Consider the following 13,177-nt stretch of genomic DNA (forward strand, 5'->3'; position numbering starts at 1 on the left):
CATCGCCTGGCTTGCCTACGCTGCAGACTCCGTTAAGCTCACAGCATTTCCCCCCGATGCAAGGATGAACACCATGCTGCGCCTCACCACATTCGCCGCTGGCCTGCTGCTTTCGGCCAACGTCTTCGCCCTGTCCCTCTCCGACCTGAGTCAGCAGGACGCCAGTGGTGGCCTCAAGGATGCGCTGATCCAGGGCGCCCAGGTGGCCGTCAAGCAACTGGGCACTCCTGGCGGCTTCAGCAACAACCCGGACGTGCGCATCGAGCTGCCCGGCAAACTCGGCAAAGCCGCCAAGACCATGAAGATGATGGGCATGGGCGCCCAGGTCGATCAGCTCGAAGCGAGCATGAACAAGGCCGCCGAAGCAGCCGTGCCACAGGCCCAGGCGCTGCTGGTCGACGCCGTGAAGAAGATGACCGTGGCCGACGCCAAGTCGATTCTCAGCGGCCCGCAGGACTCGGCCACCCAGTACCTGAACAAGAGCAGCCGCGAACAGATCCGCGCCAAGTTCCTGCCCATCGTCAAGCAGGCCACCGACCAGGTCGGTCTGGCCCAGCAGTACAACGCCTTCGCCGGCCAGGCCGCCAGCTTTGGCGTGGTCGACGCCAAGAGCAGCACGGTGGAAAGCTACGTCACCGAACAGGCGCTCGATGGCCTGTTCGAGATGATTGCCAAGCAGGAAGCCAGCATCCGCCAGAATCCGGCCGGTGCCGCTACCAGCCTGGCGAAGAAGGTGTTCGGCGCGCTCTGAGAAGAGCCCCGGACGCCTGATGCCGATCAGATAAGTTTCCAAAGCGGCCTTGCGTAGGAGCCCCGCCCCGGGGCGACGCTTTTCAATGGCGCGCCGCCCTTATTCGCGGCGGGGCGCCGCTCCTACAAATTCGATGCGTCGACGCTTACCTGACTGGCATTACCAGACGCCCCGATTGCTGGTCGCTAGCGGGGCAGGCAGAGCCTGTCCAACGCGGGCCTGGCGAAGAAAAATCCCTGCATGTAGCGGATACCAAGCTCGATCAGCGCATCACGCTCACCAACACTTTCGATGCCCTCGGCGATGATGCGAATGCCCAGGCGCTGCGCGACCAGCACGATACCGGCGACGATGGCCTGGCGCACCGGGTCCTGATCGATGCCACGGGTCAGGGCCATGTCCAGCTTGAGCACGTGCGGCTGAAACTCGGCCAGCAGATTGAGCCCGGAGTAGCCCGCGCCAAAATCGTCGATGGCGGTGGTGAAGCCCTGCTTGCCGTACTCGGCGAAGATCCGCTTGAGGTGCTCGGCATCATGGATCTGCTCGCCCTCGGTCACCTCGAACATCAGCCGCTCGCGCGGGAAGTCAAAGCGCTGCGCCGCCTCCAGCGTGGCGCGAATGCAGGTCTCGGCGCGATACACCGCATTGGGCAGGAAGTTGATGCTGAGCAGACAATCCGGAATGTCGAGCAGCCCGAGCTTCGCAGCCTGCTCGATGGCCTTGACCCGGCAGGCCTGATCGAAACGGTAGCGGTTGCCATCGTTGACCCGTCCGAGAATCTCCCCCGCCGACTCGCCGTTGACACCACGCACCAGCGCCTCGTAGGCGAAGGGTCGCTGCTCCTCGACATCCAGAATCAGCTGAAAGGCCATGGTGAAGTCGAACCCCAGTGCCTCGGGGTTGCGACACTCGGCGCAGCCGAGCGGGCGGAAGGGTTGGGGAAAGAAACTCTGGCTGTCACTGTTCATGGGAGCATCCTGGTCAGGGGCGAAGACCACCGTTGGCACGGGCTCGTCGCAGGAGCCCGGCACTTCGTAACTGACAAAAGCGCAACGCCTCGGCCCGGGTGGCGAACCACCGCGGCCGACAGACGGAGGATAGCCTGTTCAACGCCATCAGAGCCGGAAGGAGGCCACCTGTTTTTCCAGGGACAGCGCCAACTGCTGAAGGGCCAGCGCAGTACGCGAGGTGTCCGCCACCGCTTCGCTGTTCTGCTGCGACATCTGCGCGATGCGCTCGACGTTGCGCGCCACGTCCTGGCTGGCCACGGTCTGTTCGCGCAGCGCCAGGGAAATTTGGTCGACCACGCCGACCACGCGCCCCGACGCTTCGCGGATGCTGACGATGGCGTCGCCGGCCTTGCTGGCCTGCTCCACTCCGCTGCTGACCTGCTGCACGCCGACTTCCATGTTGCCCACCGCATTGCGCGTGCCGTTCTGGATCTTCTTGATCATCTCGGCGATCTCCTGGGTGGAATTGGCCGTGCGTTGCGCCAGCAGGCGCACCTCGTCGGCCACCACGGCGAAACCGCGCCCCTGCTCGCCGGCCCGTGCCGCCTCGATGGCCGCATTGAGCGCCAGCAGGTTGGTCTGGTCGGCGATCTCCTTGATCACGTTGACGATCGAGGAGATCTGGTCCGAGTGCTGGCCGAGCTCGGCGATCTGGGCCGCTGCGCCCTGCACCGTGTCAGCGATGCGCTGCATGCTGGCGAGGGTTTCCTGGATCACCGCCCCACCCTCGGCCGACTGCCTGCCCGAGTCGCTGGACAGCCCGTGCGCCTCGTTGGCGTTGTCGGCGACATGGTTGATGCTGACGGTCAGTTGCTCCACCGTGGCGGCCATGCTGGCGGCTGCGTGGGACTGCTCCTGAGTGGACACCGACAGCTGGCTGGCGGCGCTGGAGATGTTCTGCGCGGCGCCGACCAGTTGTTCGGCGCCGCTGCGCCCTTGCGAGGCGCCGCCGGCTCCGGCAGAAGCCGACGGCGAAGGTGGGCATAGCCCAAAACGAAAGCCCCGCCGGACTTGTGGCCGGGCGGGGCTTTCGGTTGCCGTTGCCGATCAGGCGCAGGCGGCTTGCATCTGGCGATGCGTGTCGATGAGGTGCTGCACCACGCCAGGATCGGCCAGCGTGGAGATGTCGCCGAGAGAATCGTATTCGGCGGTAGCGATCTTGCGCAGGATACGGCGCATGATCTTGCCCGAGCGGGTCTTCGGCAGGCCTGGCGCCCACTGAATAACGTCCGGTGTGGCAATCGGGCCGATCTCCTTGCGCACCCAGTTACGCAGTTCCTGACGCAGTTGCTCCGATGCTTCCTCACCTGCATTCAGGGTGACGTAGACGTAGATGCCCTGCCCTTTGATGTCGTGCGGTACACCGACCACTGCAGCCTCGGCCACTTTCGGGTGGGCGACCATGGCGCTCTCGATCTCGGCGGTGCCCATGCGGTGGCCGGATACGTTGAGCACGTCGTCGACGCGGCCGGTGATCCACCAGTAACCGTCTTCGTCGCGGCGCGCACCGTCACCGGTGAAGTACATGCCACGGAAGGTCTTGAAGTAGGTGTCGACGAAGCGGTCATGGTCGCCGTACAGGGTACGTGCCTGACCCGGCCAGGAATCGATGATCACCAGGTTGCCTTCGGCAGCGCCTTCGATGATGTTGCCCAGGTTGTCCACCAGCGCCGGCTGTACGCCGAAGAACGGACGTGCAGCGGAGCCCGGCTTGAGGCCATGGGCACCCGGCAGCGGGGTCATCAGGCAGGCACCGGTTTCAGTCTGCCACCAGGTGTCGACGATCGGGCAACGGCTCTGACCGACGTTCTCGTAGTACCACTGCCAGGCTTCCGGGTTGATCGGCTCACCGACCGAACCGAGCAGACGCAGGCTGGAACCATCGGCGCCTTCGACCGCGGCCTTGCCCTCGGCCATCATGGCGCGAATGGCAGTCGGGGCGGTGTAGAGGATGTTGACCTTGTGCTTGTCGACGATCTTGGCCACGCGCGAAACGTCCGGATAGTTCGGTACGCCTTCGAACATCACGGTAGTGGCACCGTTGGACAGCGGCCCGTAGACCAGGTAGGTGTGGCCGGTGACCCAACCGATATCGGCGGTGCACCAGAAGACTTCGCCCGGACGGTAGTCAAACACGCGCTCATGGGTCAGCGAGGCGTATACCAGGTAGCCGCCGGTGGTGTGCAGCACGCCCTTGGGCTTGCCGGTGGACCCGGAGGTGTAGAGGATGAACAGGGCTTCTTCAGCGCCCATTTCCTTGGGTGCGCAGACGCTGCCGGCAACCTTCATCAGGTCTTCGTACCAGATGTCGCGATGCTGGTTCCACTTGATTTCGGAACCGGTGCGCTGCACCACGATGACCTTCTGGATGCTGCGGGTCTCGGGGTTGGTCAGGGCGTCGTCGACGTTGGCCTTGAGCGGTACTTTCTTGCCGCCACGCAGCCCTTCGTCAGCGGTGATCACCACCTTGGACTGGCAATCGATGATGCGGCCGGCCAGTGCCTCGGGCGAGAAACCACCGAATACCACGGAGTGGATTGCGCCGATGCGCGCACAGGCCAGCATGGCCACCACGGCTTCCGGGATCATCGGCATGTAGATGGTTACCACGTCGCCGCGGTGAACGTCCTGGCCACGCAGGGCGTTGGCGAACTTGCACACTTGCTCGTGCAGCTCGCGGTAGGTGATTTCCCGGTGCTCGGACGGATCGTCGCCTTCCCAGATGATCGCGATCTGATCACCGCGCTCTGCCAGGTGACGATCCAGGCAATTGTAGGAGACGTTCAGGGTGCCGTCGGCGAACCATTTGATGTCGACATGGTGATCGTCGAAGGTGGTCTGCTTGACCTTGTCGTAGGGTTTGATCCAGTCGATGCGCTTGCCCTGCTCGCGCCAGAAACCCTCGGGGTTGACCACGGACTGTTGGTACATGGCCTTGTAGGTGGCCTCGTCAGTGAGGGTCCGCGCGGCCACTTCGGGACGCACAGGGTAAAGAGACGCAGCACTCATGGAATCACCTCGACGGGGAGTTGTTTTTGTATGGTGCCTTTTGTATCCCCCGACCCGTCGTGAGGCCATTCGACCATGGTCTTACCGCTCTAAGACCATGGTCTTGAAGCCTTGCCTGGCATATGTCGAGCCAATTCGACAGCGTCATGGATACGTCGAGGCGCGCAGATAAAAAAGCCCGGCACAAGGCCGGGCGTAGTGGGTACACAAGGTACCGAAGTAGTAGCGTTCGGTCGAACCCTTACATGCCAAGCAGATTTGGCAGGGCCAGGGACACCGCAGGCACATAGGTGATGATCACCAGGAAACTGATCAGCAGCATCAGCCATGGCATCGCCGCACGTATCACGGCCGTCAGTGGCATCCCCGTCACCGCCGAGGTGACGAATAGGTTCAGCCCCACCGGCGGTGTGATCAAGCCGATCTCCATGTTCACCACCATGATGATGCCCAGGTGAATCGGGTCGATGCCCAGCTGCATGGCGATCGGGAAGAGGATCGGCGCCAGGATCAGGATGATCGCCGACGGTTCCATGAAGGCACCGGCGATCAGCAGCACGATGTTCACCACCAGCAGGAACTGCCACGGCTGCAGGCCCAGCTCCACCACCCAGGCGGTGATTTGTTGGGGGATCTGCTCGGTGGTCAGCACGTGGGCGAAGAGCATGGCGTTGGCAATGATGAACATCAGCATGATGGTCAGCTTGCCGGACTCCAGCAGCACCTTCGGGCACTCGCGGATGGTCAGGTCCTTGTACACGAACAGGGCGACGAAGCCGGCGTACACCGCCGCCACGGCCGCGGCCTCGGTCGGGGTGAACATGCCGGTGTAGATACCGCCGAGGATGATCACCATCAGCAGCAAGCCCCAGAACGCTTCACGGGCAGCGCGCAGCCACTCGCGCAAGCTCGCACGCGGCAGGGCCGGCAGCTTCTTGATGCGCGCGACGATGTAGATCGCGATCATCAGCACCAGGCCGAGCATCAGACCCGGAATCACCCCGGCCATGAACAGCTTGCCCACCGACTGCTCGGTGGCGGCGGCGTACACCACCATTACGATCGACGGCGGAATCAGGATGCCCAGGGTACCGGCGTTGCACACGATGCCGGCGCCGAAGGCCTGCGGGTAACCGGAACGCACCATGCCGGCGATGGCAATCGAGCCCACTGCGGCCACGGTCGCCGGCGAGGAGCCGGACAGCGCGGCGAACAGCATGCACGCCAGCACCGCACCGATAGCCAGGCCGCCACGGATGTGACCGACGCAGGCGTTGGCGAAGTCGATCAGGCGACGCGCCACGCCACCGGTGGTCATGAACGCACCGGAGAGCAGGAAGAACGGGATCGCCAGCAGGGTGTAGTGCTCGGAGGTCTCGAACAGCTTGATCGCCAGCGAGCGCACCGAGTCCGGGCTGAACAGCATGATGGTGATCGAACCGGCCAGGCCGAGCGAGGCGGCGATCGGCACGCCGATGAACATCAGCAAGAACAGCAGCAGGAAGAGGAACAGAACGGTCATTGCTTGGGCTCCTCGTGCTCATTGATTTTCAGCGCATCGGCGGCTTCGTCAGCCAGGCCGAGGCCGGTCTGCTCGTTGCGCAGGATACGGACGAGGATTTCCAGGAAGCGGACGAACACCATGGCGTAGCCGAACGGCACGATCATGCCGATATGCCATTGCTGCACGCCGTAGTGGCCGAGGTCTTCGGCACCGATACCGGCGGTGAACAGGGTGTGCACCCAGTCGAAACTGCCGACCGCGATCAGGCCGGCATAGCCCAGGCAGGCCGAGCAGGCGATCACGCCAATGACGCGCTGGATGTGGCGCGGGGCGAGCTTGACCAGGGCGTCGACACCGATGTGGCCGGCGGTGCGCACGCCATAGGCCAGGCCGAAGAAGATCAGCCAGCCGAACAGCGCCTTGGTCAGGGCATTGCTCCAGGTCATTGCCTGGGCCATGTCGAGAATGGCGTCGCCGATACCGAGCAGGGTCTCGTTACCGCCGAAATGGTCACCCAGCCAATAGAACAGGGTGTAGAAATTGTTGAGGATCACATAGACGAAAGTGATCAGCGTCATGGTCGCCAGGAGGAAAGCGATAAAGCCTTCCTCGAAGTGCTCCCAGACGCGCCGCAAGGCGTTCATGGCATCTCCGAGCATTGTTGTGGTTATTAAGAGCCTGCTCAAAGTTTCGCGAGCTAGAGCCATGCAAGGCAAACACAGGCGAGGACCGGTCGGAGTCGCGCTCGACTTTACGAGCTGTAAATGAGCATCCGAGCCTGTTTTTAACGCAGCAGGGCCGACGCGCAGCAGACTTTGAACAGGCTCTAAGGAGTTGGGCGAATCTAACCGAGCCTGGACCGGCGCGATATTCGTCATTGGCAAACGCCGCCTTAGGCGACGGCGAATGAAAGACCGCCCCAGGTGCGTGGGCCCAGGGCGGTCATGGGGCTCACTGTTGGTTGGCGGCTTGCGCAGCCTCGATCACGTCAGCACCAATCTCGGCCTCGAACTTCTTCCAGGCCGGACGTACGGCGTCACGCCAGACGGCGCGCTGCTCGGGCGTCAGGGTGATGATCTCGCTCTTGCCGGTAGCGACGATGGCCTGACGGGCTTCGGTATTCAGCGCCTCGGCCTGCTTGTTCACCTCGACGGTCACCTCGTCGACGATCTGCTCCAGCTCGCTGCGGATGTCCGCCGGCAGGCCGTTCCAGAACTGGGTGTTGGTGATCAGCAGGTAGTTGCCGATGGCATGGTTGGACTCGGTCATGTACTTCTGCACCTCGAAGTACTTCTGCGAGTAGATGTTCGACCAGGGGTTGTCCTGGGCGTTGACCACGCCGGTCTGCAGGCCCTGGTAGATCTCGGCGAAGGCCATCTTGCGCGGCACCGCACGCAGGGCGCTGTATTGCGCGGCCTGCAGGTCGGACGGCTGCACGCGGAATTTCTGCCCACGGGCATCGCTTGGCTCGACCAGCGGCTTGTTGGCGGTGAGCTGGCGCATGCCGTTGAGCCAGTAGGCCAGGCCGGTGATGCCCTTGCTCTCCATCGACTTGAGCAGCGCCTTGCCCTTTTCCGAAGACTGGAAGCGCTGCGCGGCGGCGACGTCGTCGAACAGGAACATCATGTCGAACAGCTGCAGTTGCTTGGTGTACTGCTCCAGCTTGGACGGTGCCGGCGCCAGCATCTGCACTTCGTTGAGCAGCAGCGCTTCCATTTCCTTGCCATCGCCATACAGCGAGGAGTTGGCATAGACGTCGACCTTGACCTTGCCGGCCAGGCGCTCCTCCACCAGTTTCTTGAACAGCAGCGCGCCCTGGCCCTTCGGCGTGCTGTCGGCGGTGATGTGGGAAAACTTGATCAAAATCGGATCGGCTGCGTGTGCCGAGAGTGCGCCAAGCAGTGCGCAACCGGCGAGTACACCGGCCAGGCCACGACGGACGAAAGAAAACTTCATGGAAGGCTCCTGTTGTTTTTGTCTGAGCGTCGAGGGAGAAACCCTTCGATTGGCCCGGACTCTACTGCGCCCTTCCACAAGCTGAAATTCACATTTGAACAACCGAGCCTTCGGCATTCACGAAGGCAGTGTTGAAAGATCCTCTGTTGATGAGCTGTTACGCAGATGGTCGAGCATCTGCTTCGCGGTCAGCGAAAGGTTGTCCTGGTTACGCACCGCCACCTTGAGTTCGCGCCGGGCCCAGGGATCGTGCAGCGGGATCACTCGCACATCGAGCGCCGGCAAATAGGTACGCACCGCCAGGTCCGGCAACACACCGACGCCCATGCCAGTGTGGATCATCCGGCAGATGGCCTCGAAGCTGCGCACCTGAATGCGCAGGCGCAGGGCCACGCCCTGGCTGTGCGCCGAATGTTGCAGCAGGCTGTGCAAGGACGCGTCCTGCTGCAGGCCGATGAAGTCGAAGCCCACCGCTTCGCGCAGGAACAGGCCGTCGCGTTCGGCCAGCGGATGCTCGCGCGGGGTGACCAGCACCAACTGATCGTGACGGTAGGTGAATACCTGCAGATCCTCGGCCGGCACATGCCCGGCGAAGATACCGATATCGGTCAAGCCCTCGCGCACGGCGCGGATGGTCTCGCTGCTGACCCGCTCCTCCAAGTCGATCTTCACCTGCGGGTGCAGGCGGCTGAAACTGGCCAGATCCTCAGGCAGAAACTCGATCACCGCCGAGGTGTTGGCGTGGATGCGCACATGGCCTTTCACCCCTTCGCTGAACTCGCTGAGGTCGGCGTTGAGCTGCTCGAGGTTGTCCATCATGTTGCGCGCGTGGTGCAGCAGCGCGTGGCCGGCCGGGGTCAGTTCGACGCCCTTGGGCTGGCGATAGAGCAAAGCGATGCCCAGCTGGTTTTCCAGGTCGCTGACGCGCTTGCTCACTGCCGCCAGGGCCAGGTGCTCACGCTCGGCAGCGCGGGTCAGGCTGCGCTCGTCGGCGATGGCGACGAACAGCTTGAGGGTGACGAAATCGATGCGGCGCATGAGGGTCTCCATTTCGTGCCTGGCGAAGCGAAGCTGCCAGAAAGCTGATTTACAGCATGCCACTTCGTGATACGCGAAGCCTAGCTTGGCCATTGAGCAATTGTCGGCACCGCGCCGCTGCGCCATTCTGCGCACCACGAGAAACGCACAGGCAAATCAGGTGCAGCCATGACTCAGAGCAACACCAGCAACATGGCCCTGCAGGGGCTGAAGGTGATCGAGATGGGCCAGCTCATCGCCGGCCCCTTCGCCAGCAAGCTGCTCGGCGAATTCGGCGCCGACGTGATCAAGATCGAGCCGCCGGGCGTCGGCGACCCGTTGCGCAAATGGCGCAAGATCAAGGACGGCACCTCGCTCTGGTGGCACGTGCAGTCGCGCAACAAGCGCTCGCTGACCCTCGACCTGAAACAGGCCGAAGCGCAGGACATCGTGCGCCAGCTGGTGGCCGAGGCCGACGTGCTGGTGGAGAACTTCCGCCCCGGCACGCTGGAAGGCTGGGGCCTGAGCTACGAGGCGCTGAAAACGATCAACCCGCGGCTGATCATGCTGCGCATCTCCGGCTACGGGCAGACCGGCCCCTACCGCGACCTGCCCGGCTTCGGCGTGATCGGCGAAGCCATGGGCGGCCTGCGCCACCTGTCCGGCTACCCTGGCCAGGCGCCGGTGCGCGTGGGCATCAGCATCGGCGACTCGCTGTCCTCGCTGTACGGCGTGATCGGCGTGCTGCTGGCCCTGCAAGAGCGGGCGCGTAGCGGCGAAGGCCAGGAGATCGACGTGGCACTGTACGAGTCGGTGTTCGCCATGATGGAAAGCCTGATCCCCGAGTACGACGCCTTCGGCTACATCCGTGAGCCGGCCGGCAGCGCCCTGCCCGGCATCACACCGTCCAACTCCTACCCGTGCAAGGATGGCAGCTACGTGCTGATCGCCGGCAATGGCGACAGCATCTACAAGCGCCTGATGAGCCTGATCGGCCGCGACGACCTGGGTAACGACCCGCGCCTGGCGCAGAACGACGGACGCAGCCAGCATGCCGAGCTGATTGACGGCGCCATCGCCGAATGGACCGCGCAGCGTGGTCGCGATGAAGTGATCGAAGCGCTCAAAGGCGCCCGCGTGCCCGCCGGCTACCCCTACACCGCCGCCGATATCGTGCGGGACCCGCACTACCTGGCGCGGCAGATGATCGAGCAGGTGCAGACCAGCGTCGGCCCGCTCAAGGTGCCGGGCGTGCTGCCCAAGCTCAGCCGCACGCCGGGTCGCATCGGCAGCGGCGGCCCGCAACTGGGCGAGCACAACGACGACATCCTCGCCGGCCTCGGCCTCAGCGCGGAACAGGTCGCCGGCCTGCGCGAGCGCGGGATCATCTGAGCCGCGCGGGATGCAAGGGCGGCTGAGCCCCCGTTCGGGGGACCACCACCCACGACAGCTTCGTAGGGTGCGCCATGCGCACCACGACATCCACACCTTACAAGCCGGTGCGCACAGCGCACCCTACGCCTCGAGCAACCGGGATCACACCATGAGCAAACGCCTTTATATCCAGGACGTCGCCACCCGCGACGGCTTCCAGATCGAAGCGTCCTTCGTACCCACCGAAGACAAGATCGCCCTGATCGACCGCCTGTCCCACACCGGCCTGGCCAAGATCGAGGTCACCTCCTTCACCTCGCCCAAAGCTATCCCTAACCTGCGCGATGCCGAAGAGGTGATGCGCGGCATCGCCCGCGTGCCAGGCGTGGAATACACCGTACTGGTGCCTAACGTCAGGGGCTGTGAGCGCGCGCTGTCGTGCGAAGTGGATGAGATCAACCTGGTGATGTCCGCCAGCGACACCCACGGCCTGGCCAACCTGCGCATGACGCCGGAGCAATCGCTCGCGCAGTTCGCCGAGATCATCGAAGTGACGCGCGGCAGCGGCGTATTCATCAACGCCTCGCTGTCGACCACCTTCGGCTGCCCCTTCGAGGGCGATGTGCCCGAGACGCGCGTATATGAACTGACCGAGCGTCTGCTGGAGATCGGCGTACAGGGCGTGACCCTGTGCGACACCACCGGCATGGCCGACCCGGCACAGGTCGAGCGCATCTGCCGCGAGTCGCTGCAGCGCTGGCCCGAGGCGGTATTCACCGCGCATTTTCACAACACCCGCGGCATGGGCCTGGCCAATGCCCTGGCAGCGCTGAACGCCGGCATCGACCGCTTCGACGCCTCCCTCGGCGGCCTAGGCGGCTGCCCCTACGCACCGGGCGCCAGCGGCAATATCTGCACCGAGGATCTGGTGCACATGTTCCAGCGCATGGGCCTGGACACCGGCGTGAACCTCGATGCCCTGCTCGAAGCAGCCGCCACCCTGCCCGGCCTGATCGGCCACGAGGTGCCGGGTGCCATCCTCAAGGCGGGCAAATCCGATCGCCGCTATCCCAAGCCTAAGTGGATGCAGGAGGCCGGGCTCTGAGGCTCGGCTGGCTGCCAAGTCGCGGCTAAAGCCCCTCCCACAAGATAGCATCGGTCCGTCTGCATACCACTTTAGCCGTCCCACATCGCCTGCCCCCGAAGGCTAAGCCCAAAAGCACGGAGTTGATGCTTATCGTGGGAGTCGCGCCCCGCGACGAATGCCATGGCCAACGCTAAAGTCACTCAATGGCTGCAATCGCTTCGCCCCGAGGCGGAGCTCCTACACGGGTAATGAGGTCACACCGTCGCGACGTTAGGGTCTGCGCTGAGTTGCAACAGCCAATCGCGGTCAGGGACTGACGCAATAATGTGGGAGGGGCTTTAGCCACGACGCCCTCATTCGACACGAAAACGCCCGGCACAAGCCGGGCGTTTTCATGCCAGGGGGAACACTCAACCCTGGTTGGACTTCTCTGCCGCCTGGATAAGTTCGGCGCCGATCTCCTTCTCGAACTTCTGCCATACCGGGCGCATCGCCTCACGCCACTCGGCGCGCTGCTGCGGGGTCAGCTCGATGATCTCGGTGGTGCCAGCCTTGGCAATATCCTCTTTGGCCGTGCGGTTGAGTTCGTCAGCCTGCTTGTTCACCTCAACGGAAACCTCGGCCATGATGGTTTCCAGCTCACTGCGCACGTCATCCGGCAGACCCTTCCAGAATTTGGTGTTGGTGATCACCATGTAGTCGATCAGGCCATGGTCGGACTCGGTCATGTACTTCTGCACCTCGTGCACCTTCTGGCTGAAGTAGTTCGACCAGGTGTTCTCGGTGCCGTTGACCACGCCGGTCTGCAGCCCCTGATAGACCTCGGCAAAACTCATCTTGCGCGGGTTGGCGCGCACCGCCTTGAACTGCTCCTCCAGCACCGCCGACGCCTGCACGCGGAACTTCAGACCCCGGGCATCGGCCGGATCGCGCAGCGGCTTGTTGGCCGACATCACCTTCAGACCGTTGTGCCAGTAGGCCAGGCCGGTGATGTTCTTGTCCTCCATGGAGGTCAGCAATCCACGCCCCTCGGGGCTGGCCTGGAAGCGATCGACCGCCTCCATGTTGTCGAACAGAAATGGCAGGTCGAAGATCTGCACCGGTTTGGCGTACTGCTCGAACTTGGCCAGCGAGGGCGCCAGCATCTGCACGTCGCCGAGCAGCAGCGCCTCCATCTCCTTGCCATCGCCGAACAGCGACGAGTTGGGGTAGACCTCCACCTTCACCCGGCCCGGCAGACGCTCTTCGGCCAGTTGCTTGAACAGCAGCGCGCCCTGGCCTTTGGGTGTGTTGTCCGCCACCACATGGGCGAACTTGATCAGGATGGGCGCATCAGCAGCCTGGGCAAGGCCGGCACAAGAGAAGATGGCGGCGCAGGCGAGCGCCTTGGCGGTGAGTTTGAACATGACGTTACCTCATTGTTTTTGTAGGTTGGTACGTGGTTACAAGGTGGCTGACTGCCTCGGCAG

The 13,177-nt window shown here is 63.6% G+C and carries 10 protein-coding genes and 1 pseudogene; 3 read left to right on the top strand and 8 right to left on the bottom strand.

Annotated features, from left to right (window positions below; all coding sequences use genetic code 11):
• Positions 1-73 precede the first annotated feature (73 nt).
• Positions 74-751, top strand: coding sequence for a DUF4197 domain-containing protein (locus tag BLT86_RS11155; protein ID WP_003462142.1), 678 nt, complete (start codon positions 74-76; stop codon positions 749-751).
• Positions 752-936: 185 nt separating this feature from the next.
• Here the strand turns inward: BLT86_RS11155 and BLT86_RS11160 are convergent, their stop codons facing one another.
• The 7 genes and pseudogenes from BLT86_RS11160 to BLT86_RS11190 form a co-directional block, all read right to left on the bottom strand.
• The gene (locus BLT86_RS11160; RefSeq protein ID WP_092376710.1) at positions 937-1,719 is read right to left on the bottom strand and encodes an EAL domain-containing protein; all 783 of its coding nucleotides are present in this window, start codon (positions 1,717-1,719) and stop codon (positions 937-939) included.
• Between the two features lie 147 nt (positions 1,720-1,866).
• Positions 1,867-2,685 (bottom strand): annotated as a pseudogene (locus BLT86_RS11165) (methyl-accepting chemotaxis protein); the annotation flags it as partial.
• A 123-nt stretch (positions 2,686-2,808) separates the two neighbouring features.
• On the bottom strand, positions 2,809-4,770 hold the full coding sequence (acs, locus tag BLT86_RS11170; RefSeq protein WP_075748810.1) for an acetate--CoA ligase: 1,962 nt from the start codon (positions 4,768-4,770) through the stop codon (positions 2,809-2,811).
• Between the two features lie 241 nt (positions 4,771-5,011).
• The gene (gene dctM, locus BLT86_RS11175; RefSeq protein ID WP_092376712.1) at positions 5,012-6,292 is read right to left on the bottom strand and encodes a C4-dicarboxylate TRAP transporter large permease protein DctM; all 1,281 of its coding nucleotides are present in this window, start codon (positions 6,290-6,292) and stop codon (positions 5,012-5,014) included.
• Positions 6,289-6,918, bottom strand: a complete 630-nt coding sequence (locus tag BLT86_RS11180) for a TRAP transporter small permease (protein WP_092376715.1) — start codon at positions 6,916-6,918, stop codon at positions 6,289-6,291. The genes dctM and BLT86_RS11180 overlap by 4 nt, the downstream gene beginning before the upstream one ends.
• Before the next feature lie 307 nt (positions 6,919-7,225).
• The gene (locus BLT86_RS11185) at positions 7,226-8,230 is read right to left on the bottom strand and encodes a TRAP transporter substrate-binding protein (RefSeq protein WP_092376718.1); all 1,005 of its coding nucleotides are present in this window, start codon (positions 8,228-8,230) and stop codon (positions 7,226-7,228) included.
• A 117-nt stretch (positions 8,231-8,347) separates the two neighbouring features.
• Positions 8,348-9,268, bottom strand: coding sequence for a LysR family transcriptional regulator (locus tag BLT86_RS11190; protein ID WP_092376721.1), 921 nt, complete (start codon positions 9,266-9,268; stop codon positions 8,348-8,350).
• A gap of 168 nt (positions 9,269-9,436) precedes the next feature.
• Between BLT86_RS11190 and BLT86_RS11195 the strand changes: the two genes are divergently transcribed.
• Together BLT86_RS11195 and BLT86_RS11200 are read left to right on the top strand one after the other, a co-directional pair.
• Complete coding sequence (locus BLT86_RS11195; protein WP_092376724.1) at positions 9,437-10,639, top strand: CaiB/BaiF CoA transferase family protein; 1,203 nt, start codon at positions 9,437-9,439, stop codon at positions 10,637-10,639.
• A 151-nt stretch (positions 10,640-10,790) separates the two neighbouring features.
• Complete coding sequence (locus BLT86_RS11200; RefSeq protein WP_092376727.1) at positions 10,791-11,726, top strand: hydroxymethylglutaryl-CoA lyase; 936 nt, start codon at positions 10,791-10,793, stop codon at positions 11,724-11,726.
• 392 nt (positions 11,727-12,118) lie between these two features.
• Here the strand turns inward: BLT86_RS11200 and BLT86_RS11205 are convergent, their stop codons facing one another.
• Positions 12,119-13,114, bottom strand: a complete 996-nt coding sequence (locus BLT86_RS11205; protein WP_003241928.1) for a TRAP transporter substrate-binding protein — start codon at positions 13,112-13,114, stop codon at positions 12,119-12,121.
• Positions 13,115-13,177: the final 63 nt, after the last annotated feature.

The organism is Pseudomonas sihuiensis (assembly GCF_900106015.1).
Taxonomy (GTDB): domain Bacteria; phylum Pseudomonadota; class Gammaproteobacteria; order Pseudomonadales; family Pseudomonadaceae; genus Aquipseudomonas; species Aquipseudomonas sihuiensis.

Coding starts and splice junctions, on each gene's coding strand:
- BLT86_RS11180 (WP_092376715.1), bottom strand. CDS start 6,918: ATGAACGCCTTGCGGCGCGTCTGGGAGCACTTCGAGGAAGGCTTTATC.
- BLT86_RS11185 (WP_092376718.1), bottom strand. CDS start 8,230: ATGAAGTTTTCTTTCGTCCGTCGTGGCCTGGCCGGTGTACTCGCCGGT.
- acs (WP_075748810.1), bottom strand. CDS start 4,770: ATGAGTGCTGCGTCTCTTTACCCTGTGCGTCCCGAAGTGGCCGCGCGG.
- BLT86_RS11205 (WP_003241928.1), bottom strand. CDS start 13,114: ATGTTCAAACTCACCGCCAAGGCGCTCGCCTGCGCCGCCATCTTCTCT.
- BLT86_RS11160 (WP_092376710.1), bottom strand. CDS start 1,719: ATGAACAGTGACAGCCAGAGTTTCTTTCCCCAACCCTTCCGCCCGCTC.
- BLT86_RS11155 (WP_003462142.1), top strand. CDS start 74: ATGCTGCGCCTCACCACATTCGCCGCTGGCCTGCTGCTTTCGGCCAAC.
- dctM (WP_092376712.1), bottom strand. CDS start 6,292: ATGACCGTTCTGTTCCTCTTCCTGCTGCTGTTCTTGCTGATGTTCATC.
- BLT86_RS11200 (WP_092376727.1), top strand. CDS start 10,791: ATGAGCAAACGCCTTTATATCCAGGACGTCGCCACCCGCGACGGCTTC.
- BLT86_RS11195 (WP_092376724.1), top strand. CDS start 9,437: ATGACTCAGAGCAACACCAGCAACATGGCCCTGCAGGGGCTGAAGGTG.
- BLT86_RS11190 (WP_092376721.1), bottom strand. CDS start 9,268: ATGCGCCGCATCGATTTCGTCACCCTCAAGCTGTTCGTCGCCATCGCC.